Annotated in this window: 25 protein-coding genes and 1 tRNA gene; 16 read left to right on the top strand and 10 right to left on the bottom strand. The window is 72.9% G+C overall.

Annotated features, from left to right (window positions below; all coding sequences use genetic code 11):
- The first annotated feature begins 3 nt into the window (after positions 1-3).
- The 6 genes from ABIB53_RS06575 (at position 4) to ABIB53_RS06600 (ending at position 4914) form a co-directional block, all read left to right on the top strand.
- Positions 4-555 (top strand): FtsB family cell division protein, encoded by a 552-nt coding sequence (locus ABIB53_RS06575; RefSeq protein WP_191681600.1) that lies wholly within the window; start codon positions 4-6, stop codon positions 553-555.
- Positions 556-1140, top strand: coding sequence for a DUF501 domain-containing protein (locus tag ABIB53_RS06580; RefSeq protein WP_354587581.1), 585 nt, complete (start codon positions 556-558; stop codon positions 1138-1140).
- Complete coding sequence (locus tag ABIB53_RS06585) at positions 1137-2111, top strand: Ppx/GppA phosphatase family protein (RefSeq protein WP_354587582.1); 975 nt, start codon at positions 1137-1139, stop codon at positions 2109-2111. The genes ABIB53_RS06580 and ABIB53_RS06585 overlap by 4 nt, the downstream gene beginning before the upstream one ends.
- A 135-nt stretch (positions 2112-2246) precedes the next feature.
- A tRNA-Leu gene (locus tag ABIB53_RS06590) sits at positions 2247-2321 on the top strand.
- A gap of 35 nt (positions 2322-2356) precedes the next feature.
- Positions 2357-3733 carry a cystathionine beta-synthase gene (locus ABIB53_RS06595; RefSeq protein ID WP_354587583.1) on the top strand — a complete coding sequence of 459 codons (1377 nt, stop codon included), beginning with the start codon at positions 2357-2359 and terminating at the stop codon, positions 3731-3733.
- 2 nt (positions 3734-3735) lie between these two features.
- Positions 3736-4914: a cystathionine gamma-synthase gene (locus ABIB53_RS06600; protein ID WP_123091228.1), complete on the top strand. Its 1179-nt coding sequence runs from the start codon at positions 3736-3738 to the stop codon at positions 4912-4914.
- Positions 4915-5021: 107 nt separating this feature from the next.
- On the opposite strand, the gene ABIB53_RS06605 is transcribed toward ABIB53_RS06600, so the two are convergent.
- Positions 5022-5330 carry a hypothetical protein gene (locus ABIB53_RS06605; protein ID WP_354587584.1) on the bottom strand — a complete coding sequence of 103 codons (309 nt, stop codon included), beginning with the start codon at positions 5328-5330 and terminating at the stop codon, positions 5022-5024.
- Between the two features lie 190 nt (positions 5331-5520).
- On the opposite strand from ABIB53_RS06605, the gene ABIB53_RS06610 reads away from it, so the two are divergent.
- Entirely contained in the window at positions 5521-6450 is a 930-nt protein-coding gene (locus tag ABIB53_RS06610; protein ID WP_354587585.1) for a Bax inhibitor-1/YccA family protein, read from the top strand.
- A gap of 35 nt (positions 6451-6485) precedes the next feature.
- The gene (locus ABIB53_RS06615) at positions 6486-6728 is read left to right on the top strand and encodes a hypothetical protein (RefSeq protein WP_229300599.1); all 243 of its coding nucleotides are present in this window, start codon (positions 6486-6488) and stop codon (positions 6726-6728) included.
- Between the two features lie 165 nt (positions 6729-6893).
- Here the strand turns inward: ABIB53_RS06615 and ABIB53_RS06620 are convergent, their stop codons facing one another.
- Both ABIB53_RS06620 and ABIB53_RS06625 read right to left on the bottom strand, forming a co-directional pair.
- Positions 6894-8114, bottom strand: a complete 1221-nt coding sequence (locus ABIB53_RS06620) for an acetyl-CoA C-acetyltransferase (RefSeq protein WP_354587587.1) — start codon at positions 8112-8114, stop codon at positions 6894-6896.
- Between the two features lie 142 nt (positions 8115-8256).
- On the bottom strand, positions 8257-9249 hold the full coding sequence (locus tag ABIB53_RS06625; RefSeq protein ID WP_372430369.1) for an SGNH/GDSL hydrolase family protein: 993 nt from the start codon (positions 9247-9249) through the stop codon (positions 8257-8259).
- 139 nt (positions 9250-9388) lie between these two features.
- On the opposite strand from ABIB53_RS06625, the gene ABIB53_RS06630 reads away from it, so the two are divergent.
- Positions 9389-11401: an oxidoreductase gene (locus ABIB53_RS06630; protein ID WP_354587588.1), complete on the top strand. Its 2013-nt coding sequence runs from the start codon at positions 9389-9391 to the stop codon at positions 11399-11401.
- A gap of 36 nt (positions 11402-11437) precedes the next feature.
- Positions 11438-11914: a DnaJ family domain-containing protein gene (locus ABIB53_RS06635; RefSeq protein WP_251718702.1), complete on the top strand. Its 477-nt coding sequence runs from the start codon at positions 11438-11440 to the stop codon at positions 11912-11914.
- A 19-nt stretch (positions 11915-11933) separates the two neighbouring features.
- Here the strand turns inward: ABIB53_RS06635 and ABIB53_RS06640 are convergent, their stop codons facing one another.
- Both ABIB53_RS06640 and msrA read right to left on the bottom strand, forming a co-directional pair.
- Positions 11934-12305, bottom strand: coding sequence for a VOC family protein (locus ABIB53_RS06640; protein WP_354587589.1), 372 nt, complete (start codon positions 12303-12305; stop codon positions 11934-11936).
- Between the two features lie 76 nt (positions 12306-12381).
- On the bottom strand, positions 12382-13056 hold the full coding sequence (gene msrA, locus ABIB53_RS06645; RefSeq protein ID WP_354587590.1) for a peptide-methionine (S)-S-oxide reductase MsrA: 675 nt from the start codon (positions 13054-13056) through the stop codon (positions 12382-12384).
- Positions 13057-13215: 159 nt separating this feature from the next.
- Between msrA and ABIB53_RS06650 the strand changes: the two genes are divergently transcribed.
- Positions 13216-14016 carry a WXG100 family type VII secretion target gene (locus ABIB53_RS06650; protein WP_354587591.1) on the top strand — a complete coding sequence of 267 codons (801 nt, stop codon included), beginning with the start codon at positions 13216-13218 and terminating at the stop codon, positions 14014-14016.
- Positions 14017-14096: 80 nt separating this feature from the next.
- Here the strand turns inward: ABIB53_RS06650 and greA are convergent, their stop codons facing one another.
- The gene (gene greA / locus ABIB53_RS06655; RefSeq protein ID WP_068273224.1) at positions 14097-14588 is read right to left on the bottom strand and encodes a transcription elongation factor GreA; all 492 of its coding nucleotides are present in this window, start codon (positions 14586-14588) and stop codon (positions 14097-14099) included.
- A 162-nt stretch (positions 14589-14750) separates the two neighbouring features.
- Entirely contained in the window at positions 14751-15131 is a 381-nt protein-coding gene (locus ABIB53_RS06660; protein ID WP_068273226.1) for a DUF4307 domain-containing protein, read from the bottom strand.
- A gap of 77 nt (positions 15132-15208) precedes the next feature.
- Between ABIB53_RS06660 and mca the strand changes: the two genes are divergently transcribed.
- Complete coding sequence (gene mca / locus ABIB53_RS06665; protein ID WP_251718771.1) at positions 15209-16132, top strand: mycothiol conjugate amidase Mca; 924 nt, start codon at positions 15209-15211, stop codon at positions 16130-16132.
- Between the two features lie 173 nt (positions 16133-16305).
- Here the strand turns inward: mca and trhA are convergent, their stop codons facing one another.
- Positions 16306-17031, bottom strand: a complete 726-nt coding sequence (gene trhA / locus ABIB53_RS06670) for a PAQR family membrane homeostasis protein TrhA (protein WP_123091219.1) — start codon at positions 17029-17031, stop codon at positions 16306-16308.
- Between the two features lie 154 nt (positions 17032-17185).
- Between trhA and ABIB53_RS06675 the strand changes: the two genes are divergently transcribed.
- The 3 genes from ABIB53_RS06675 (at position 17186) to ABIB53_RS06685 (ending at position 20514) form a co-directional block, all read left to right on the top strand.
- On the top strand, positions 17186-17941 hold the full coding sequence (locus ABIB53_RS06675) for an isoprenyl transferase (RefSeq protein ID WP_068273231.1): 756 nt from the start codon (positions 17186-17188) through the stop codon (positions 17939-17941).
- Positions 17942-18267: 326 nt separating this feature from the next.
- Positions 18268-19626: an RNA 5'-3' helicase PhoH2 gene (gene phoH2, locus ABIB53_RS06680; RefSeq protein ID WP_354587936.1), complete on the top strand. Its 1359-nt coding sequence runs from the start codon at positions 18268-18270 to the stop codon at positions 19624-19626.
- A gap of 135 nt (positions 19627-19761) precedes the next feature.
- Entirely contained in the window at positions 19762-20514 is a 753-nt protein-coding gene (locus ABIB53_RS06685; protein ID WP_354587592.1) for an aggregation-promoting factor C-terminal-like domain-containing protein, read from the top strand.
- A gap of 93 nt (positions 20515-20607) precedes the next feature.
- Here the strand turns inward: ABIB53_RS06685 and ABIB53_RS06690 are convergent, their stop codons facing one another.
- Positions 20608-21627 carry a YeiH family protein gene (locus tag ABIB53_RS06690; RefSeq protein ID WP_354587594.1) on the bottom strand — a complete coding sequence of 340 codons (1020 nt, stop codon included), beginning with the start codon at positions 21625-21627 and terminating at the stop codon, positions 20608-20610.
- A gap of 95 nt (positions 21628-21722) precedes the next feature.
- On the opposite strand from ABIB53_RS06690, the gene ABIB53_RS06695 reads away from it, so the two are divergent.
- A complete protein-coding gene (locus ABIB53_RS06695) occupies positions 21723-22610 on the top strand; it encodes a LysR family transcriptional regulator (RefSeq protein WP_240341619.1) in 888 nt (295 codons plus the stop codon).
- A 62-nt stretch (positions 22611-22672) separates the two neighbouring features.
- Here the strand turns inward: ABIB53_RS06695 and coaA are convergent, their stop codons facing one another.
- On the bottom strand, positions 22673-23620 hold the full coding sequence (coaA, locus tag ABIB53_RS06700) for a type I pantothenate kinase (protein WP_224766887.1): 948 nt from the start codon (positions 23618-23620) through the stop codon (positions 22673-22675).
- Positions 23621-23637: the final 17 nt, after the last annotated feature.

Genomic DNA, 23637 nt, shown 5'->3' on the forward strand with positions numbered 1-23637 from the left:
CGCGTGGCTCGACCGACCGGTCGCCGTCCGGCGGGCTCCTCGGGGCCCGCCGGGCGCACCCCGCGCCCGACCCGCCCCCCTGGCCGCGGCCAGGGCGGGGCGGGCGCTCGTGCGTCCGGTCGTGGTCGGGCCACCTCGACCACCCAGGGCCCGCGGCGCCGCGTCGCCCTCACCCCGCGCCGATGGGTCGCGCTCGTGTCCGTCGGCTTCCTCATGACGATGATGCTGCTGCCCACGGCGAAGAGCTATCTCGACCAGCGCTCGCGGATGGACGCGCTCGAGACCCAGGTCGCCACCCAGGAGCGCGACGTCGCCGCGCTGCAGCGCCAGAAGGAGCTGTGGTCGACCGACGAGTACGTCGAGGCGCAGGCCCGTGAGCGGCTCAAGTTCGTCAAGGTCGGCGAGAAGTCGTACACCGTCATCGACGCCGACCCCGCCGCCAGCGACGTCGACCCGGAGACGGGCACCGCGACCGGCGAGGACCACGGCCCCTGGTACGAGCGCCTCGGCACCTCCGTCGAGGCGGCCGACGCACGCTCGGGGGCCGGCCGCTAGATGGCGACCTACGACGAGCACGGCAACGACCTCGACCGCGTGACCCAGGCCGACCTCGACGCCGTGACCGCCCAGCTCGGGCGACAGGCGCGCGCGGTCGTCGAGATCGCGGCCCGCTGCCCCTGCGGCTGCCCCGCGGTCGTGCGCACGGCGCCCCGCCTGCCCGGCGGCACGCCCTTCCCGACGTCCTTCTACGCGACCTGCCCCCGGCTCACCGGCGCCATCTCGACGCTGGAGAGCCAGGGCGTCATGGCGCGGATGAGCGCCAGGCTGCTCGAGGACGAGGACTACGCGGCCTCGTACCGGGCCGCCCACGAGGACTACCTCGCCCGCCGCGGCGAGCTCGGCGACGTGCCCGAGGTCGCCGGCATCTCCGCGGGCGGCATGCCGACCCGCGTGAAGTGCCTCCACGTCGTCGTCGCGCACTCGATGGCGGTGGGCGAAGGGGTGAACCTCCCCGGCGACGAGGCGCTGGCCATGCTGCCGCCGTGGTGGGAGAACGGCTGCTGCGGCGTCGTGCCGGGTGCCGCCGGGGTGACCGGCCCCGATGCCGCCGAGCACACCACCGACGAGGAGTCACGATGAGGGTCGGCGCCGTCGACTGCGGCACGAACTCGATCCGTCTGCTCGTCGCCGACGTGGGGGAGCCGGACGAGGACGGCCGCTCCGCCCTCGTCGACGTCGTGCGCCGCACCGAGGTCGTCCGGCTGGGCCATGGGGTGGACCGCACCGGGATGCTCGACCCCGAGGCGCTGCGGCGCACCCTGGCGGTCACCGACGAGTACGCGAGGACCTGCGCCGAGCACGGTGTCGAGGCGATGCGCTTCGTCGCCACCTCGGCGTCGCGAGACGCGAGCAACGCGTCGGACTTCGTCGTGGGCGTGCAGCAGGCCTTCGCCGCGCATGGCCTCGAGGTGAGCCCGGAGGTCGTCTCCGGCACCGAGGAGGCGCAGCTGTCCTTCGCCGGTGCGACGGCGGGGCTCGCCGAGGCCGGGGTCGAGGGGCCCTACCTCGTCGTCGACCTGGGCGGCGGCTCGACCGAGCTCGTCCGCGGCACCGACGCGGTCTACGAGGAGATCTCGCTGGACATCGGCTCGGTGCGCCTGTCCGAGCGGCACTTCTTCTCCGACCCGCCCCAGCCCAGCGAGGTCGAGGCGGCTCGCTGGGACATCGCCGAGGCGCTCGACCGGGCCGAGACCCGCGTCGGCGTCGGCGGTCTCGGCGCGATCATCGGGCTCGCCGGCACGATCACCACGGTGACGGCGCACGCCCTTCGCCTCGAGCGCTACGACTCCGCCCGGATCCACCTCGCCCGGCTCACCCCGGAGCAGGTGCTCGTCGCCGCCGCGGAGATCGTCTCGGCCGACCGCGACACCCGGGCCGCCATGCCGTACATGCACCCCGGACGGGTCGACGTCATCGGCGCCGGTGCCCTCATCTGGCACGACCTCGTCGCCCGCGTCGTCGAGGTGACCGGCCCGAGCATCCCGGTCGTCACCAGCGAGAAGGACATCCTCGACGGGATCGCCCTCTCCGCCGCCAGCGCCCCCGCCTGAGCTGCTCCACGTCCCACCTTTCCCGCCCAGGGCGGGAAAGCTCGACCTCGGGAAGGAAATGTTCTTGCCCGAGGTCGAATCTTCCCGCCTTGGGCGGGAAAGTGGCTTAGAGCCCTTCCATCTAGGCTGGGTCTCGCCCCCGTGGCCCAACTGGCAGAGGCAAGCGACTTAAAATCGCCCCGGGTGCGGGTTCGAGTCCCGTCGGGGGTGCGAGGGCCGGTAGGGGCTCGTGCCACGATGTGGACATGCAGATCGCAGACCACATCTCCGAGCTCATCGGCAACACCCCGCTGGTCAGGCTCAACGCCGTCGTCCCGTCCGGGTCCGCCCTCGTCGCCGCCAAGGTCGAGTACCTCAACCCCGGTGGCAGCATCAAGGACCGGATCGCCAAGAAGATGGTCGACGCGGCGGAGGCCGAGGGGCTGCTCAAGCCTGGCGGCACGATCGTCGAGCCGACGTCGGGCAACACCGGGGTCGGCCTGGCCCTCGTCGCGCAGCAGCGCGGGTACAGGTGCATCTTCGTGTGCCCCGACAAGGTCGGCCAGGACAAGATCGACGTCCTGCGCGCGTACGGCGCCGAGGTGCGGGTGACCCCGACGGCCGTCGCCCCCGAGCACCCGGACAGCTACTACTCCGTCTCTGACCGGCTCGCGGCCGAGACCCCCGGCGGCTGGAAGCCGAACCAGTACGAGAACCCCAACGGCCCGGCGAGCCACTACGAGACCACCGGCCCGGAGATCTGGGCGCAGACCGACGGCGAGATCACCCATCTCGTCGCGGGCATCGGCACCGGCGGCACGATCACCGGCACCGGGCGCTACCTCAAGGAGATCTCGCAGGGCCGCGTCAAGGTCGTCGGCGTCGACCCCGAGGGCTCGGTCTACTCCGGCGGCAGCGGGCGCCCCTACCTCGTCGAGGGCGTCGGCGAGGACATGTGGCCCGGCGCCTACGACCCGTCCGTCCCGGACGAGGTCATCGCCGTGAGCGACGCCGAGTCCTTCGCGATGACCCGCCGTCTCGCCCTCGAGGAGGGCCTCCTCGTCGGCGGGTCCTGCGGCATGGCCGTCGTCGGCGCGCTGCGCGTCGCCGAGCGCGAGCCCGACGCGAAGATCGTCGTCATCCTCCCCGACGGCGGCCGGGGTTACCTCGGCAAGATCTTCGACGACGAGTGGATGGCCAGCTACGGCTTCACCAGCGGCGAGGAGGACGCGACGACCGTCGGCGACGTCCTGCGCGTCAAGAGCGGCGACATGCCGGCCCTCGTCCACACGCACCCAACCGAGACGGTCCGCGACGCGATCGAGATCCTGCGCGAGTACGGCGTCTCGCAGATGCCCGTCGTCAACGCCGAGCCGCCCGTCGTCCTCGGCGAGGTCGCCGGTGCGGTGACCGAGCGCGAGCTGCTCGACGCCGTCTTCGAGGGGCGCGCCACGCTCGCCGACCCGGTGAGCAAGCACATGAGCCGCAAGCTGACGCAGATCGGGACCGGCGAGAGCGCCGCGTCCGCGGTCGAGGCGCTCGAGCACGACGACGCCCTGCTCGTCGTCGACGGCGGCAAGCCGATCGGGGTCGTGACCCGCGCCGACCTCCTCGGGCACATCTCCGCGCGGACGAAGGGCTGATCATGGGAGAGCACGAGAGCGCGCTCGACGCGCACGCGAGCCAGGGCTTCTCGACCCGGGCCATCCACGCCGGGTACTCCCCGGACCCGCTGACCGGGGCGGTCAACGTCCCGATCTACGCGAGCTCCACCTTCGCCCAGGACGGCGTCGGCGGGCTGCGCGGCGGCTTCGAGTACGCCCGCACCGGTAACCCGACCCGTCAGGCGCTCGAGGCCAACGCGGCCTCGATCGAAGGGGGACGCCACGGGCGCGCCTTCGCCTCGGGCATGGCGGCGACCGACGCGCTCCTGCGCGCCACGCTGCGCCCGGGCGACCACCTCGTCATCCCCGACGACGCGTACGGCGGCACCTTCCGCCTCATCGACAAGGTCTTCTCGCAGTGGGGCGTCGAGCACACGCCGGCACCGGTGGGTGACCTCGACGCCATCCGCGCGGCGATCCGCCCGACGACCAAGCTGCTCTGGCTCGAGACCCCGACCAACCCGCTGCTGACCATCGGCGACATCGCCGCGAGCGCGGAGCTGGCCCACGAGGCAGGGGCGCGGCTCGTCGTCGACAACACCTTCGCCAGCCCGTACCTGCAGCAGCCGCTCTCGCTCGGGGCAGACGTCGTGCTCCACTCGAGCACGAAGTACATGGGTGGGCACAGCGACGTCGTCGGCGGGCTCCTCGTCACCGACGACGAGCAGCTCGACAGCGACATCGCCTTCATCCAGAACGGCTCGGGCGGCGTGCCCGGGCCCTTCGACGCCTACCTGACGATGCGAGGCATCAAGACGCTCGGCGTGCGCATGGAGCGGCACTGCGACAACGCCGAGGCCGTCGTGGACCTGCTCTCGTCGCGCCCGGAGATCTCCTCGATCCTCTACCCGGGGCTCCCGGAGCACCCGGCCCACGAGGTCGCGGCCCGGCAGATGCGCCGCTTCGGCGGCATGATCTCGGTGCGCATGGCCGGTGGGCCCGAGGCCGCGCAGCGGCTGTGCGCGCGGACGGAGATCTTCACCCTTGCGGAGTCGCTCGGCGGCATCGAGTCGCTCATCGAGCACCCGGGCGCGATGACCCACGCGTCGACCGCGGGCTCGATGCTCGAGGTGCCGGACGACCTCGTGCGCCTGTCCGTCGGCATCGAGGACGAGGCCGACCTGCTCGCCGACCTCGTCCAGGCGCTCGACGGCGTCTGACGCCCGATACCCCGCCAGCTACCACGCAGTACTGGTCGCGGTCGCGACCAGTACTGCGTGGTAGCTCGCATCGGAGGGGAGCGGGGAGGAGCGGGGCGAAGGGGGAGTCAGTCCCCGACCTCCTTCGCGGCCCACCGACGACCCTCGTCGCCGCCCCAGGCGTCCCACGCGACGCGGCCGGGGGAGGGGAATCCGTCCTCGCCCTGCGACCAGCCCTGCGCGTCGGCGTCGCCGGCGTGCCGCTCGAAGTACGCGTGCATCTTCTTCAGGTCGGCCTCGGGCACGTCATCCCCCTTCGCCAGCTGGTGGGCCCGGTCGCGGCCGGTGACGGTGAAGCCCGTGCCGGCCTTGCCGTCCTCGATCCATCGCACGGCACGCTGCGCCGCCTCCTGCACGCCCTTGGGGGGAGTAGTCATGACGTCCTCGTCTCTGCTCGGGGAGGACGAGCGTGGCACGGCCGACGAGCTCCGGCGCGACGTCGGCCGAGGTCTGTCCAGGGCCGGCGGGGGTCACGGCACCGCAACACCTGGCATCCCGCGGAATGCCGCGGGTACGGGGACCCTTAGTCTTGGTAAGACCTCACGGACCTACAGGAAGGCCCGACCCATGTCCAACCCCATCCTCGGCCGCGTCGAGCAGGACGCTCGCAACGGGTACGTCGGATTCCGCGACGACGCCCGGGCCCAGCAGGGCGGCTACCAGCAGACCCAGTACCCCCAGCAGGGATACCCGCAGAAGGGTTACCCCCAGCAGGGCGGCTACGGCCAGGCGCAGCCCGGCTTCCCGCAGGAGCCCCCGGTGCAGGGCGGTGGCTGGGGCGGTGGCGGCGGCGGTCGTGCGCTGACCATCGACGACGTCATCATGAAGACCGGCGCGCTCTTCGCCGTCATGATCGCCGTCGCGGTCCCCGCGTGGTTCCTCTCCCCGGCCTTCGGCCCCATGATCTGGGGCGTCGGCCTGGTCGGCGGGCTCGGCATCGCGCTCTACCTCATGTTCTCGAAGAAGGCCGTGCACCCGGCCGTCGCCGTGGCGTACGCCGCCTTCCAGGGCCTCTTCGTCGGCGCGATCAGCCAGAGCTACTCCCGCATCTTCGACTACCAGGTGACCGGCGCAACCAACGTGCCGATCCACCAGGGCATCGTCTTCCAGGCCGTCCTGGCGACCGTCTGCGTCTTCGGCGCGATGCTCTTCCTCTACCGCAGCGGCCTGGTCAAGGTGACCCAGAAGTTCCGCGCCGTCGTCTCGATGATGATGCTCGGCTACTTCGTCTTCGCGCTCATCAACCTGGGCTTCGCGCTGATCACCGACACCCCCTTCGGCATCGGCGGCTCCGGCCCGATCGGCATCGCGATCTCGGTCTTCGCCGTCGGCCTGGCCTCGGTGACCCTCATGCTCGACTTCGACAGCATCGAGACCGCCCTGCGCACCAACGCCCCGGAGTCCTACTCCTGGACCCTCGCGCTCGGTCTGCTCGCCACGCTCGTGTGGCTCTACCTCGAGATCCTGCGGCTCCTCGGCCGCCTGCGCTCGGAGTGACCTCGGTGCTGCCCCGCTCGCCCATCCCGGACGACGTGGCAGCCGAGCTCGACCGCGCGGTCCGACGGTGGCACCAGCTGCCGTTGGACCGCGCGGTCGCTGCGTCTGCGGGCGTGCGCGAGCTGCTCGGCGAGCTCGCCGGCGACATCCCGCCGGATCTCGGTCCTGCTGTCCTCATGGACCAGCTGCGGGTCGTCGTCCACGACCGGTGCGCCGAAGGGGAGGTCCGGGGTCTCGCGGAGCGGCTCGCCGCGCTGCGGCTCGGGTGGTCGGCGTAAGGTCCGGTGGTCTCGAGGCTCCGGCCCCAGGGGGCCGTCGCACCTCGACCAGCGAGAGCGGGGCCGTCGCACCTCGACCAGCCAGGGGCCGTCGCACCTCGACCACGACGACGAAGGGCCCGGATCCGATCGGATCCGGGCCCTTCGTCGTGCCTGCGGGTGGGCTCAGGAGAGGCGCTCGTAGACGATCGCCATGCCCTGACCGCCGCCGACGCACATCGTCTCGAGGCCGAAGGTGCCGTCGGTCTCGCGCAGCCCGTTGAGCAGGGTCGCGGTGATGCGGGCACCGGTGGCGCCGAAGGGGTGACCCAGCGCGATCGCGCCACCGTGGACGTTGAGCTTGTCCTCGTCCATGCCGAGGTCGTCGGCGCTGGCGAGCACCTGCACGGCGAAGGCCTCGTTGATCTCGTAGAGGTCCATGTCCGAGATCGACATGCCGGCCTGGGCCAGCGCGCGCCGGCTCGCCTCGACCGGGCCCATCCCCATGATCTCGGGCGAGAGCGCGGAGACGCCGGTGGAGACGACGCGGGCGAGGGGGGTCAGGCCGAGCTCGGCGGCCTTCGTGTCGCTCATGACGACGAGCGCGGCCGCGCCGTCGTTGAGGGCGCAGCAGTTGCCGGCGGTGATGACGCCGTCCTCGCGGAAGACCGGCTTGAGGGACTGCACGGCCTCGAGCGTTACGCCGGCGCGCGGGCCGTCGTCGGTCGAGACGACCGTGCCGTCGGCGAGGGTGACGGGGGCGATCTCACGGGCGAAGAAGCCGTCGGCGATGGCCTGCTCGGCGCGGTTCTGGCTGCGCACGCCCCACTCGTCCATCCGCAGGCGGTCCATGCCGCGCAGGGTCGCGACGTTCTCCGCCGTCTGACCCATGGCGATGTAGATGTCGGGGACGAGGCCCTCCTCGCGCGGGTCGGTCCACGGGGAGTTCTCCGCCGCGATGCGCGCGGTGCGGGCCCGGGCGTCGGCGAAGAGCGGGTTCATCGCCTCCTCGTCGGAGCCACCGGCCCCGGAGAAGCTCTGGTACTGCGAGACGCACTCGACGCCGCCGGAGATGATCGCGTCGGCCTCGCCGGCCTTGATCGCGTGGAAGGCCATCCGCGTGGTCTGCACCGACGAGGCGCAGAAGCGGTTGACCGTCGTACCGGGCAGGTGGTCGTGCCCGCCGAGGACGGCGACGACGCGGGCCATGTTCGAGCCGTGCTTGTGGCTGGGCTCGGCGCAGCCCCAGTGCAGGTCCTCGATGTGCGAGGCGTCGATCCCGGCGCCGTCGAGCGCCGCGGCGACGACCTGCGCGGAGAGGTCGTCGGGTCGCACGTCCTTGAGGGAGCCCTTGAAGGCGCGTCCGATGGGGGAGCGGGCGGTCGAGACGATGACGGCGTCGGTCACTGGTCCTCCAGGTGTCAGCGGAGCCGGGCGGTCGCGCCACGGCCCCACCGATACTAAGCGCCCGCTCAGCCCCTGACGAGGGGGCCGTGGGCACGCTCACCCGCGGGGGTGCCCGACCTCGCGCCGCCGACGAGCGGAGCGCTCAGATCGCGCCGTCGTGCACGGGGCCGGGCAGACGGCGGCGCAGCATCGCCCAGCGGCCGCGGGGCCCGGCCTGACGACCGTCGACGGTCGCCGCGCTCACCTCGGTGCCGGGCCGGTGCACGGCCCGCCCGGCGGCGTCGTCGATCGTGCCGACCCCTTCGCCCCGGGCCGCCTCCGGCTCGGTGTCGCCGCTCGCGCCGGCCGGCCACGCACCGACGGCGGCCGCGACCGAGGGCAGCAGCGCGCTCGCCACGCGGGCGTACCCGGCCGGCGAGGGGTGGAAGCGGTCCTGGCTGAACATCACGGCCGGGCTCGCCTCGAACTCCGCGCCGAGCAGGCCGCCGACGGACACGCTGCGCGCCCCCGCCTCGACGACGGCCACGGTCTGCGCGGCGGCGAGCTCACGGCTCCACCGCCGCAGCAGCGCGCTCAGCGGGAAGGGGATCGGCTCGACGGTCCCGAGGTCGGGGCAGGTCGCGACGACGACGGGCACGTCGAGGGTGCGCAGGTAGCGCACGGTGCGCTCGAGGTGCCCGACCGACGTGCTCCGGTCGATGCGGTGGGTGACGTCGTTGGCGCCGACGAGCACGACGGCGACGTCGGGGGAGTCGACCCGGCCGAGCGCCTTCGACAGCTGACCGGTGAGGTCGCTGGACTCGGCGCCGATGACGGCCTCGTTGGTCAACCGCACGGGGCGGCCCATGATGGCCGCGAGACCGGTCGCGAGGATCCCGCCGATCGTCTGGAAGCGGTGGTCGGCGCCCATGCCCGCAGCCGTCGAGTCACCGAGCACGAGCAGCTCGACGGGCTCACCGGGCGCGGCGCCGTAGAGGCCGTCGTCGTCCGGGGCCCCCTCGAAGGGCTGACCGACGATCTTGCGCGCGATCCTCGCCTCGACCTGGATGAGCGCGTACCCGAGCCCGGCGAGCGTGGCGAGCCCCGCGGCGGTCGCGCCGGACACCGTCGCGGTGCGCGCTGCGAGACGGGTCACGCTGGTCATCGGTTTCCTTTCGGGGCTGGTCCGGCCAGAGTAGGCACGCTGACATCCTCGGGGTCGATGATGCCAACGAACTGCTGCTGCACGGCGTTCCGCTCCTCATGACCTCCGGCACGCCTGACGAGAAGGACCCATGACTGACTACCCGCACCTCTTCGAGCCGCTCGACCTCGGCTTCACCACCCTGCCCAACCGCACGATCATGGGCTCGATGCACACCGGTCTGGAGGACCGGGGGCGGGACTTCGAGCGGCTCGCGGCCTTCTACGCCGAGCGGGCGAAGGGGGGAGCCGGCCTCATCGTCACCGGCGGTTTCTCGCCCAACCTCGAGGGCTCCTTCTACCCCGGGGCGTCGAAGCTGACGACGCACCGCGAGGCGCGCCGGCACCGCCAGATCACGCAGGCGGTGCACAAGGAGGGCGGCAAGATCGCGCTGCAGCTGCTCCACGCGGGTCGCTACGCCTACTCCCCGCTCAAGGTCGCCCCGTCGGCGATCAAGAGCCCGATCACCCCCTTCGTGCCGCGGGCGCTCTCCGAGCGCGGGGTGCGCCGGCAGATCCGGTCCTACGGCCGGGCCGCGGAGCTGGCCCGGGAGGCCGGGTACGACGGCATCGAGATCATGGGCTCCGAGGGCTACTTCATCAACCAGTTCCTCGCGCCGCGCACCAACCACCGTGAGGACGGCTGGGGAGGGTCGGCAGAGAACAGGCGGCGGATCGCCGTCGAGATCGTGCGGACGGCTCGGGCCGCGGTGGGCGACGACTTCGTCATCCTCTACCGCCTCTCCGTGCTCGACCTCGTGCCCGACGGCCAGACGTGGGAGGAGGTCGTGGCGCTCGCCCAGGAGATCGAGGCGGCCGGCGCGACGATCATCTCGACGGGCATCGGCTGGCACGAGGCGAGGGTCCCGACGATCGCGACCTCGGTGCCGCGGGCCGCCTTCGTCGACGTCGCCGCGCGCCTGCGCGAGCACGTGCGGGTGCCGGTCGTCACCTCCAACCGGATCAACATGCCCGACGTCGCCGAGTCGGTGCTCGCCGCGGGCAAGGCCGACCTCGTGCAGATGGCCCGGCCCTTCCTCGCCGACGCCGAGTGGGCGATCAAGGCCCAGGAGGGTCGTGCCCAGGAGATCAACACGTGCATCGGCTGCAACCAGGCCTGCCTCGACCACACCTTCGAGCGCAAGACGGCCAGCTGCCTGGTCAACCCGCGCGCCGCGCACGAGACCGAGCTCGTCATCGGCCCGACCCGCACGGTCAAGCACGTCGCCGTCGTCGGCGCGGGCCCGGCCGGGCTGGCGAGCGCCGTCACCGCGGCGCAGCGCGGTCACCGGGTCGAGCTCTTCGAGGCAGGTGACGACATCGGCGGGCAGTTCGCCCTCGCGATGCGCATCCCCGGCAAGGAGGAGTTCGCCGAGACCATCCGCTACTACCGCACCCAGCTCGACCTCGCGGGCGTCAAGGTGCACCTCGGCACGCGCGCCGACGCGGACACCCTCGCCGACTTCGACGAGGTGGTCCTCGCGACCGGTGTCGAGCCACGCGTGCCGCAGATCGAGGGCATGGACCACCCGAAGGTGCTCACCTACCCGCAGGTCGTGCGCGGCGAGGTCGAGGTCGGTCGACGGGTCGCCGTCATCGGCGCCGGCGGCATCGGCGTCGACGTCACCGAGTACCTGACGACGGGGGAGTCGACGACCCTCGACCTCGACGCCTGGCAGCGCGAGTGGGGCATCGACGCGCAGTCCGGCACCCGCGGCGGTCTCGTCGACCCCGTGCCCGAGGTCCCGGTGCGCGAGGTCTACCTCGTGCAGCGCAAGACCTCGAAGATCGGCGCCGGTCTGGGCAAGACGACCGGCTGGGTGCACCGGGCCGCGCTGAAGACGAAGGGGGTGCACCAGGTGGTCGGGGCCACCTACGAGCGGGTCGACGACGCCGGCCTGCACCTCGTCGTCGACGGCGAGCCACGCGTGCTCGAGGTCGACCACGTCGTCGTGTGCGCCGGGCAGGAGTCGGTGACCGACCTCGTCGAGCCGTTGCGGGCGAAGGGGGTCCACGTCACCGTCATCGGCGGCGCGGACGTCGCCGCCGAGCTCGACGCGAAGCGGGCGATCAAGCAGGGCACCGAGGTCGCAGCTGCGCTCTGAGCCCCGTCGGGGCCTCGACCGGCGCATCATCGAGGGATGCAGCGCTACGAGTCGTGGGTGGAGAAGCAGATCCGCGAGGCCACCGAACGGGGCGATTTCGACGACCTGCCGGGGGCCGGTCGCCCGCTGACGGGTCTGGACGACCCGGACCCGGACTGGTGGGCGAAGCGGAAGATGGCCGCCGAGGGGCTCGACACCGCCGACGTGCTCCCGCCGGCGCTGCAGCTGCGCCGCGAGCGCGCCGGGTACCCCGAGAGCCTGCTCGACCTGACCAGCGAGGACGCGGTCCGAGCGGTGCTGCGCGACTACAACGCGCGGGTCGTCGACGAGCGTCGACGACCCGTCGTCGGCCCGATCCCGCCGGTGCTCGCCCCGACCGTCGACGTCGACGAGGTCGTGGGGCAGTGGCGGGAGCTGCGCGACCGGCGGGCCGCGGCACCCTCGGGCGCCACCGAGGGCGCGGCGGAGGCCGTGGCCCCCGCGCCCCGGCGCCGGTGGTGGCGTCGGGGCTGAGCGGGGTCGCGCCCGGCGGTCAGCCCGCGCTGGTGTCCGTGGCGCCCTCGTAGACGCCGACGACGTTGCCGTCGGGGTCGGTGAAGACCGCCCACCAGCTCGTCTCGCTGATCGGGGACTTCTCCATGACCACCGCGCCGCCGCTCTCGCGGACCTTCGCGAGGGTCTCCTCGATGGAGTCGACCTCGATGTAGCTGCGGGGCTGGGTGAAGCCCTCGCCGCGCGGGGCGAGACCACCGCCGCTGATCTTGTTCGGCGCCTGCCACATCGGGTAGCCCTCGTAGCCGGGGACCTCGGCGATCTGCCAGCCGAAGAGGCCGCTGTAGAACTCGCTGGCCCGGGCCAGGTCGCTCACCGGGATGTCGATGTGGGTGATGTCTCCGTGGGGCATGACGGGCACTCCTGACTCGGGTCGTCGCTGACCCCGGTCAACCTAGGGCCCCGCACCGACAGCCCGCCAGGGCCGGTCAGGCGGGCGGCTCGACGTCGACCTGCGCGGGCACCTGGTCCTGGCGCACGAGGCCGACCTGGCAGGTCAGCCCGTTGGGCCCGTGGTTGCAGTAGCCGCCGGGGTTCGCGTCGAGGTACTGCTGGTGGTAGGGCTCGGCGTAGTAGAAGGTGCCGACCTCGCTCGCCGGGCGCTCCTCGGTCGTGATCTCGCCGTGGCCGTGCTCGGTGAGCTCGCGCTGGAAGGACGCGTGGGTTGCCTCGACGGCGGCCTGCTGCGCCGGCGTCGTCCAGTAGATCGCCGAGCGGTACTGGGTGCCGACGTCGTTGCCCTGACGGTTGGCCGTCGTCGGGTCGTGGTTCTCCCAGAAGGCCTTGAGGACCTGCTCGGGGGCGATCGTCGCGGGGTCGTAGGCCACGAGGACGCTCTCGGTGTGCCCGGTCTGGCCGGTGCACGTCTCCTCGTAGGTCGGGTAGGGGCTGAAGCCGCCCATGTACCCGGCGGCGGTGGTGAGCACCCCGGGCAGACGCCACATGATCCGCTCCGCGCCCCAGAAGCAGCCCATCGCGATGTACATGACCTCGGTGCCCTCGGGCCACGGGCCGGTCGGGCTGACGTCGAGGACGCGGTGGGTGGTGGGGAGGGGGTAGCCGTACTCGGCCCGGCCCGGCAGGGCGGTCTCGGAGGTGGGCATGGCGGGAGTCGATCGGAAACCGAACATGGCCTCATCATCTCACCCGCGCCTGGACCCGACCTGGGCGAAGGGGGGTGGGCAGTGCTCCCCATCGACCCCTGTCGGCACCGCGGCCTACCCTGAGGGCAGTCACGTCAGGGAGGTGCAATGGGCCAGCGGGTGAGTCACGGTGCAGATGCCGAGGTGCTCGACGACGTCGCCGTGGCGCTGCGGCGCCAGGGCGACCTCATCGACGACGTCGGGGGCCGTGGGTCGGCGCACCTGGAGAAGCTGCGAGCGGCCTGGGACGGGCCGGACTTCGAGGATTTCGCCAAGCGTTGGCGCCGGGCGCACCGTCAGGTCGACGAGGCCGCGCAGGGCATCCGCGCCTACGCGAAGCTGCTGTCGATGGAGTCCGACGACCAGCGCCGCTCCTCGAGCAGCCCGTCCGGCGGCACCGGCGACCTCGGGCACCGCGGTGGCCGCGGCAGCGGCAGCGGCGGTGGCCGCGACCACGGCGGACCGGTCCAGGGCGGTGACCGCCCCACCGACGGCGGTGGTCACGACGCCAGCGGGCGCGACCACGGGGGACCGGTCACCGAGATCGGCCGGGCTCGTGACGGCGGCGGTCGCGACCACGGCGGACCGGTCACCGAGATCGGCCGTGCCGGCGAGGCGCACTGGGCCCCGGCGCACGAGGCCCACCTCGTCGGTGACGTCCCCGTCGTCGGCATCGGCGAGTGGGAGCCCGCAGACATCGGCCGTCCCCCCTTCGGCCAGCTCGAGACGATGCCCGCGGCCGTCGACACCGATGAGGGCTTCTGGGACGACGTGCGCACGGGCGACATCTCGTGGACCGGTCCCGGACGTCCGGTCATGGACCTCGTGGCGTGGGACCCCCTCGAGATCACCCGGTGTGACGACGACGTCATCGGCGACCCGACGTGGGTCGCGACCGGCGAATGGCTCGGCCCGCGCTAGCCGCGAGCACGACGAAGGGGCGGCCCCCACCAGCTGGTGGGGCCACCCCTTCGTCATGCCCCGGCGCAGCCGGGCTCGGCTCAGCCCGCGTAGGGCGTGGCCGACACGATCTCGACGTCGACGCTCTTGCCGTTCGGCGCCTCGTAGGTCGCCGTGTCGCCGGCCTTCTTGCCGTTGATGGCCGCGCCCAGCGGCGACTGCTCGGAGTAGACGTCGAGGTCGCTGTCGCCGGCGATCTCGCGCGAGCCGAGGAGGAACTTCTCCTCGTCGCCGAACATGCGCACGGTGACGACCATGCCGGGCTCGACGACCCCGTCGTCCGCGGGAGCCTCGCCGACGACCGAGGTGTTGAGGATCTGGGTGAGCTGGCGGATGCGGGCCTCCATCTTGCCCTGCTCCTCCTTGGCGGCGTGGTAGCCGCCGTTCTCCTTGAGGTCACCCTCCTCGCGGGCCGCCTCGATGCGCTTGGCGATCTCGGTCCGGCCCGGGCCGGAGAGCTCGCGCAGCTCGGCCTGGAGACGCTCGTACGCGTCCTTGGTCAGGTATGACGCCGTGGTGGCGGTCTCGCTCACGGTCTCGCTCCTCACTCACGATGACCCCGCTCACCGGGGCCGTATGCACGAAGGCCTGGACCGCGTGGTCCAGACCTCGTCTTCGGTATTCGCACGAGTTTACCCCGTCGGGGGTGACAACCCCAGCCACGAAGGGGTGTACCCCCGGCCCGTCGGGCCTGCTCAGAGGGGTCGGCAGCCGTCGACGGTCGCGGTGACCGCCTGCGTCGTCGTGCGCACGACGACGCTCTCGCGGGTCGAGCGCTCCTGGCTCGCCGGGATCTCGACGTCGGTGGACCCGACGGTGGCGTAGTCGGAGTCGAGCGCCTTGACGTGGCAGGTGACGACGGTGCCGACGGGGCGGTCGACGTCGAAGACCATCGTCACCTCGCGCGGCTCGCGGGTGAAGGCGACGTCGGTGGCGGTCACCGCCCCCTTCGTCCCCGACAGGCCGAACCACACGACGAGGGCGACGCTGGCCGCGACGAGGACGCTGCCGAGCACCCACCAGAAGCGGGGCGAGCGCCCCTGCTGGGCGGGGGTGTCGACGGGGGCGGTGCTCATGCGGGTGCTCCTGGTGGTGAGAGAATCGAGACCATCGTCCCAAACCGAGGAAGTGAAGAGTGGAACCACTGCGCCTGATGGCCGTGCACGCCCACCCCGACGACGAGTCGAGCAAGGGTGCCGCGACCACTGCGAAGTACGTCGCCGAGGGTCACCGGGTGCTCGTCGTGTCGTGCACCGGCGGGGAGCGCGGCGACGTGCTCAACCCCGCGCTCAAGGACAACCCCCACATCACCCGTGACCTCGCGCAGGTGCGTCGCGACGAGATGGCCCGTGCTCAGGCGATCCTCGGCTGCGAGCACACGTGGCTGGGCTTCGTCGACTCCGGTCTGCCCGAGGGCGACCCGCGTCCGCCGCTGCCCGCCGGCTGCTTCGCGCTCGAGGAGCTCGACGCCCCGGTCGAGGCGCTCGTGCGCGAGATCCGTCGCTTCCGCCCGCACGTGCTGACGACGTACGACGAGAACGGCGGCTACCCGCACCCGGACCACATCATGACCAACCGGGTCTCCGTCGAGGCCTTCCTCGCGGCCGGTGACCCCGAGCGCTACCCGCACGCGGGCGAGCCGTGGCAGCCGCTGAAGATGTACTACAACGCCGGCTTCCACCGCGAGCGCCTGCAGACCTACCACCGCGCGCTGCTCGACCGGGGGATGGAGTCCCCCTTCGCCGACTGGCTCGCGCGCTGGGAGGACCGCACCGACCGGCGGATCACCACGCGCGTGCCCGCGTCGGAGTACTTCGACGTGCGCGACGACGCGCTGCGCGCCCACGCGACGCAGGTCGACCCGGGGGGCAGCTTCTTCGCGGTGACCAACGACATCCAGGCCGAGGTGTGGCCGACCGACGACTTCGAGCTGGCGATGTCGTACGTGCCGACCGACGACACCGAGGACGACCTCTTCGCGGGCATCGACCCGCAGCGCGCCGACGAGCTCGCGACGGGCCGTCCGACCCTCCTGCGTGACGACCGCGTGGAGCCGACCGTGAAGGACTGGCGATGAGCTCTCCGAGCACCGAGGTCGGCCCCGGCTGGTGGGCCTTCGTGGCCTTCTTCTTCCTCGCCGTCGGGCTGTGGCTGCTCATGCGCAGCATGTTCACGCGGCTGCGCCGGATGCGGCTGGCCGAGGCGGACCGTCAGGCCCAGGAGCGCGGGCGTCGCGCCGAGAGGGAGGTCTCAGGCGCCCTGGGCGACCGGTCCGTAGAGGGCCAGCGCCGCCGCCGCGAAGTGGGCGACGAAGGCGAGGATGGTGAAGGCGTGGAAGATCTCGTGGAACCCGAACCACCGCGGTGACGGGTTGGGCCGCTTGAGGCCGTACACGACGGCACCGAGGGTGTAGAGCAGCCCGCCGGTGATGATGAGGCTCATGATGAGCACCCCGCCGTGGGTGAGCAGCGGGCCGATGTAGAAGACGGCGACCCACCCCAGCGCCATGTAGACCGGCACGTAGAGCCAGCGCGGGGCGCCGATCCAGAAGACGCGGAAGAGCACGCCGAGGATCGCGCCGGACCACACGATGCTCAGCAGGGTGATCGCCTGGTCGCGTGGGAGCAACATCGCGAAGGGCGTGTAGCTGCCCGCGATGATGAGGAAGATGTTCGCGTGGTCCCAGCGGCGCAGCACCGCGCCGACCTTCGTCGACCAGCGACCGCGGTGGTAGACCGCGGAGGTCGTGAAGAGCAGGCCCGCGGTGATGGTGAAGACGAAGGCCGCGACCCGGCCCTGCATCGTCGGGGCGGTCGTCATGAGGATCATCCCGCCGACGAGCGCCAGCGGCGCCATGACGAGGTGGAGCCAGCCGCGCAGGTGCGGCTTGACCGCGTCGACGATCTCGTCGACGTGCTCGGAGACGTCACGGGCCATCTCCTGGGCGCGTCCGCGCAGCTCGCCGTCGAAGGTCATGGGGAGACGGTATCGGACCTGGCTGTGAGACGGCTGGCCCGCGCGACGGTCGGACGTCCGGCCAGGGGAGGCGGCGTCGTCGAAGACCCGCGCGATAGGTTGACCCGGTCCGCGCGAGGCTCGCGTCATCGACCACGAAGGGAGGCGAGAGCGGGTGCGCAATCCCCTCTACGCCGCCTACGAGGCCCGCCTCGCCAAGGAGGTCGCCCGTGTCGGGGTGCCCCGCCACGTCGGGATGATCGTCGACGGCAACCGTCGCTTCGCCCGGGCCCGCGGGGCTCGCACCGACGACGGCCACCGGGCGGGGGCGGCGAACATCGCCAACTTCCTCCAGTGGTGCGAGGAGGCCGGTGTCGAGGTCGTCACGCTGTGGCTGCTCTCCACCGACAACCTCACGCGCTCGCAGGACGAGCTGCAGCCGCTGCTGCGGATCATCGAGGGGGTCGTCGGCGACATCGCCGCGAGCGCCCGCTGGCGGGTCCACCCGGCCGGCGCGCTCGACCTCCTGCCCGTCGAGACCGCCGCGGCCCTGCGCCGGGCCGCCGAGCAGACCGCCGACGTCGAGGGCCTGCACGTCAACGTCGCCGTCGGCTACGGCGGTCGCCAGGAGATCGCCGACGCGGTCCGCGAGATGCTGCGCCGGGCCGCCGAGCGCGGCGAGAGCCTCGAGGACGTCGCCCGCTCGGTGACGACCGAGACGATCGCCGACCACCTCTACACGGCCGGCCAGCCCGACCCCGACCTCGTCATCCGCACGTCCGGGGAGCAGCGGCTCTCGGGCTTCCTGCTGTGGCAGAGCGCCCACAGCGAGTTCTACTTCTGCGAGGCCTACTGGCCCGACTTCCGCAAGGTCGACTTCCTGCGCGCGCTGCGCGCCTACGGGGAGCGCCAGCGCCGCTTCGGGTCCTGACCCGGTGGTGCGCACGGGGCGCGTGAGCCCCGTGGGACGGGTGGGGCGACCCCCTTCGTGAACCCCGCGTCAGCACCCGGTGAACTTCGCGACACGCCCGTGTCGTGGGGTCGGTCGCCGAGGTCGTCGACCTACTGTCACGACTGACGGGCACCGCACTCCCGCGGGACCCGTCCGGGAGGCCTTCGATGGAGCACTCGCTTCGAGGACGGGGCCGGACCCGGCCCCGGCTCCAGCCCGCGGCCCGGTCCCGGCACTCGCACCGATACTGACGGCGCGCTGGCGCCGGTCGGCGCGAGCGTGCGGAGGAGATCGCAGTGGCCATGATGACCCACCTCGCCCCGTCCGAGCGCCTCGCGGCTGACCCGGTCCCGCTCCCCGACCAGGACGAGGCCACCCGCACCTACGTGCTCGACACCTCCGTGCTCCTGTCCGACCCGCGGGCGCTGCTGCGCTTCAAGGAGCACGACGTCGTCCTCCCGGTCGTCGTCATCACCGAGCTCGAGGCCAAGCGCCACCACCCCGAGCTCGGCTACTTCGCCCGCACCGCGCTGCGCCTGCTCGACGACCTGCGGGTCGAGGCCGGCGGTCTCGACGCACCGATCCCCGTCGGCGACGACGGCGGCACGCTGCGGGTCGAGCTCGGCGACGCCGACCCTGGGGTGCTGCCCGCGGGCTTCCGCCTCGGTGACAACGACACGCGCATCCTCGCCGTCGCGCAGGACCTGTCGGTGCACGGCGGTCGCGTCACCGTCGTCAGCAAGGACCTGCCGATGCGGGTCAAGGCCTCGGCCCTGGGCCTCGACGCCCAGGAGTACCGCGCCGAGCAGTCGGTCATCGACTCGGGCTTCACCGGCATCACCGACCTCGACGTGACGGTCGAGCAGGTCGACGAGCTCTTCGAGCACGGCCGTATGAGCCACGACGACCTCGGCGACCTGCCGTGCCACACCGGCCTGCGGCTCATCTCGCCGCGCGGGGGAGCGCTCGGGCGGGTCACCGCCGACCGCCAGGTCCGCCTCGTGCGCGGCGACCGGGACGCCTTCGGGCTGCACGGCCGCAGCGCGGAGCAGCGGATCGCCCTCGACCTCCTCCTCGACCCCGACGTCGGCATCGTCAGCCTCGGCGGGCGCGCCGGCACCGGCAAGAGCGCGCTCGCGCTGTGCGCGGGCCTCGAGGCGGTCATGGAGCGCCGTCAGCACCGCAAGGTCGTCGTCTTCCGCCCGCTGTACGCCGTCGGCGGCCAGGACCTGGGCTACCTGCCCGGCTCCGGCGACGAGAAGATGGGTCCGTGGGCCCAGGCGGTCTACGACACCCTCAGCGCGCTCGTCTCGCGCGAGGTCGTCGAGGAGATCATCGACCGCGAGATGCTCGAGGTCCTGCCGCTCACGCACATCCGGGGGCGCTCGCTCCACGACGCCTTCGTCGTCGTCGACGAGGCGCAGAGCCTCGAGCGCAACGTCCTGCTCACCGTGATGTCGCGCATCGGTCAGAACAGCAAGATCGTCCTCACCCACGACGTCGCCCAGCGCGACAACCTGCGGGTCGGGCGTCACGACGGGGTCGCCGCGGTCATCGAGCGGCTCAAGGGCCACCCCCTCTTCGCGCACGTCACCCTCACCCGCAGCGAGCGCAGCCCGATCGCCGCGCTCGTGACGGACCTGCTCGAAGGCGGCGAGCTCTAGCCGATTTGAGTCCTCCCCGGGGCTGACGGTAAGGTCTCGAAACGGTAACGGAGCGTCCCGCACGACGAGGACGCCCACCGGCACGGCAGCCGACCACCCGCGAGCGCGGGTGGTCGCTGCATGAGGGAGGACCTGTTGAGCACGGACTACACCCCGCGGCACGGAGTGACGCGCACCCGCGGTCGGCGCATGCCGTCGGCCGCCGCGATGAAGCGACCCGTCGTCGGGTCGGGCATCGCCGTCGCCCTCATCGCCTCGGTCGGCGCAGCCGTCGGCACCGGTGAGACACCGGCCACCGCCGCGCCGCAGTCCGACGTCGCCCTCACCGGGCGCGCCGCCCCCGTGGGCGACGCCTTCACCGCGCTCACCGACAGCACCGGGTCGGCCGACGCCCAGCGCCTCGCCGACGAGCGCCGCTCCGTGGCCGCCAGCCGCAGCGAGAGCCGTGAGCAGGAGCGGATCGCCGAGGCGAAGAAGGCCAAGGAGCAGGCTGCGGCGAAGAAGAAGGCCGCCGCGCAGAAGGCGCTCGCCAAGCGCAAGGCCGCCGCGAAGGCGAAGACCGACCGGCTCAAGGCGGTCCAGGCCAACCCCAAGCCCTACGCGATCGAGATCATGCGCGACCACGGCTTCTCCGACGACCAGTGGGGCTGCCTGCAGTCGCTGTGGATCGGCGAGAGCGACTTCGAGTGGGACGCGACGAACGCGAGCTCGGGCGCCTACGGCATCCCGCAGTCGCTGCCCGCGGAGAAGATGGCGACCGCCGGCCCGGACTGGCGCACGAACCCCGAGACGCAGATGCGCTGGGGCATGAAGTACATCAAGGACGCCTACGGCTCGCCCTGCGCGGCCTACCAGTTCTGGAGCAACAACGACCCGCACTGGTACTGAGACCGGCTCGCAGCCGGCACCGAGCCCGGCTCGCAGCTGACGAAGGGGGACCGCCGAGCGGTCCCCCTTCGTCGTGCTCGGGGGCGCCGGGTGTCACCCCAGGAGCAGGGCGCCGGTGAGCGCGAGGGCGAGGACGAGGAGCGTCGCGACGACGGCGAGGAGGACCGGACGGGCCCCGACCCGGCGCAGGGTCTCGCGCCGCAGGCCGCAGCCGAGGGCGAACATCGCGCCCGCCATGGCCACGCCCTGGACCTCGGCGGCGACGGCGAGCGCGGGCGGGGGCGCGTCGAGGAGGCTGCGCCCGGCGGCCAGGACGAGGAATCCGACGACGAACCACGGCAGCAGCGGCGGGCGGGCCGCGTCCGCGGCGCCCCGCCGTGCGGTCGTCAGGCGCAGGGCGAGCAGCGTCGGCGCGAGGAGGACGATCCGGGCGAGCTTGGCGATCACGGCGGCCCCGAGGCCGGCGCCGCCGACGAGGCCCCCGGCGACGACGACCTGGGCGACCTCGTGGACCGACGCGCCGACGACGACGCCGCGGGTCCGGACGTCGAGCGGGGTGAGGGCGAGGCCGAGAGGGAGGAGCAGCATCGTCGTGGTGCCGAGGACGACGACGAGCGCGACGGCCGCCGAGACCTCCTCGTCGTCGGCGTCGGCGAGATCGCGCACGCCGGCGACGGCGGCCGCGCCGCAGATGGAGAAGCCGCACGCGAGGAGCAGGCGCATCGCCGGCGGCACCCCGAGCGCGCGACCCATCGCGAGGGTGCCCACCACGCCGCCGGTCACGACGACGACGGCGAGGACGAGCACGCCGGGGCCCAGGCCGGCGACCTCGGCGAGCGACAGCTGGAGCCCGAGGAGCACGACCGCCCAGCGCAGCACCGTGCGGCCCGCGACGGCCACCCCGGGGGCCGCGGCACCGGGGACGAGACCGCCGAGGCCCGCGGCCGCACCGACGGCGACGGCCACGAGGGACGGGTGCGCCGTAGGTACTGCGGCGTGCAGCCCGTGCGCGAGGAGCGCGACCGACACCGCGAGGAGGAGCCCGGGTCCGGCACCGGTGCGGTGACAGGGGTCGGTCGGCGCGCGGTCCGGGACGAGCACTGCCTGGGTCATGCACCCCACGCTCGTCTCGTGGCCGGGGGTGCGCCAGGCCCCGGTCTGCCATGGACCCATGTCCACGGGGCATGGGCGAGGGCTACGGTGGCCGCGTGACCACCTGGCCCGACCTCGCCGTGCTCGAGCTGCTCGTCGCCGTCGCGGAGACGGGCAGCATCGGCGCGGCTGCCGCCGCGGTGGGCACCGGTCAGCCGAGCGCGAGCCGCTCGCTGCTGCGCCTCGAGCGCCGGACCGGGGTCACCCTGCTGCAGCGCACGCCGTCCGGGACCGTGCTCACCGCGCAGGGCGCTCTCGTCGTGGACTGGGCACGTGACCTGCTCGCCGCGGCGGCCCGCTTCTCCGACGCCCAGCGCACCCTCGTGTCGGGCCGCAGCGCCGTCACCGTCGCCGCGAGCATGACGATCGCGGAGTACCTCCTGCCGCGGTGGCTCGTGCCGCTGCGCACCGCCCATCCCGACGTCGAGGTCGCCCTCGTCGCGGCGAACTCCACGGAGGTGGCCCGTGCGGTCCGCGGCGGCGAGGCCGACATCGGCTTCGTCGAGGACGGGCGGGTGCCGAGCGGGCTGCACAGCACGGTCGTCGCGAGCGACCGGCTCGTCGTCGTCGTGGCTCCGGGGCACCCGTGGGCGCGACGACGTCGCCTCCCGGTCACGGCGTCGGAGCTCGCCGCCACCGCGCTGCTCGTCCGCGAGGCCGGGTCGGGCACGCGGGTCGCGCTCGAGGACGCCCTCGAGCAGCACGGCCTCGCGGTGCGGCCCGCGCTCGAGCTGACGACGAGCACGGCCGTGCGCATCGCCGCCCTGTCGGCGCAGTCGCCCGCGGTGCTCAGCGAGCTCGCGGTCGCCGGACTGCTCGCGAGCGGCGAGCTCGTCGAGGTGCGCGTCGACGGCGTCGACCTCACCCGCGAGCTGCGCGCCGTGTGGACCGGCTCGCGCCGCCCGACGGGCATGGTCGCCTCGGTCCTCGCAGCCGCGGTCTAGCCCCGCGACCGGCCGGCCGGCGGACGCGGACCCGACGGGGCCGGGTCCCCCTTCGCCCGCCCTCAGAGCTTGCGCAGGCGGATCCGACGGACCTGGTGCTCGCGGTCCTTGGACAGCACGAGGGTGGCTCGGCTGCGCGTCGGCAGGACGTTGTCGACGAGGTTGGGCTCGTTGATGTCGCGGAAGATCTGCAGCGCGCGCTCGCGGGCCTCGTCGTCGGACAGGGCCGCGTAGCGGTGGAAGTAGCTCGCCGGGTCGGCGAAGGCGGTCTCGCGCAGGTGCAGGAAGCGCTCGACGTACCAGGCCCGGATGTCCTCGACGTGCGCGTCGACGTAGACCGAGAAGTCGAAGTAGTCCGAGACGGCCATGCCGGGCCGGCCGTCGCCGCGCGCCATGGGGGGCTGCAGGACGTTGAGCCCCTCGACGACGAGCACCTCGGGCTGGCGCACGACGACGTGCTCGCCGGGGACGATGTCGTAGGTGAGGTGCGAGTAGACAGGGGCGCGGACCTCGCGGTGACCGGCCTTGACCGAGGCCATGAAGCGCAGCAGCGCGCGCCGGTCGTAGGACTCGGGGAAGCCCTTGCGCTGCAGCAGGCCCCGTCGCTCGAGCTCGGCGTTGGGCAGCAGGAAGCCGTCGGTCGTGATGAGCTCGACGTGCGGGGTGTCGGGCCAGCGCCGCATGAGCTCGCGCAGGATGCGGGCGGTCGTCGACTTGCCGACGGCGACCGAGCCGGCGACGCCGATGACGAAGGGGGACTGCGGGGGGCGCTCGCCGAGGAAGGTCGAGGTGATGCGGTGCAGCCGGGTCGTCGCCGAGACGTAGAAGGTGAGCAGCCGCGACAGGGGGAGGTAGACCTCCTCGACCTCCTCGAGGTCGATCGGGTCGCCGAGCCCGCGCAGCCGGGCGAGGTCGGCCTCGTCGAGGCTCAGCGGGTGGTTCTCGCGAAGTCGCGCCCAGTCGCGTCGGTCGAGCTCGACATACGGGGAGGGGACGGGCGCCGGTGACACGCGGTCAGTGTGCCCCA

The sequence above is a fragment of the Janibacter sp. UYMM211 genome, assembly GCF_040547045.1.
In the GTDB taxonomy this organism is placed as follows: domain Bacteria; phylum Actinomycetota; class Actinomycetes; order Actinomycetales; family Dermatophilaceae; genus Marihabitans; species Marihabitans melonis.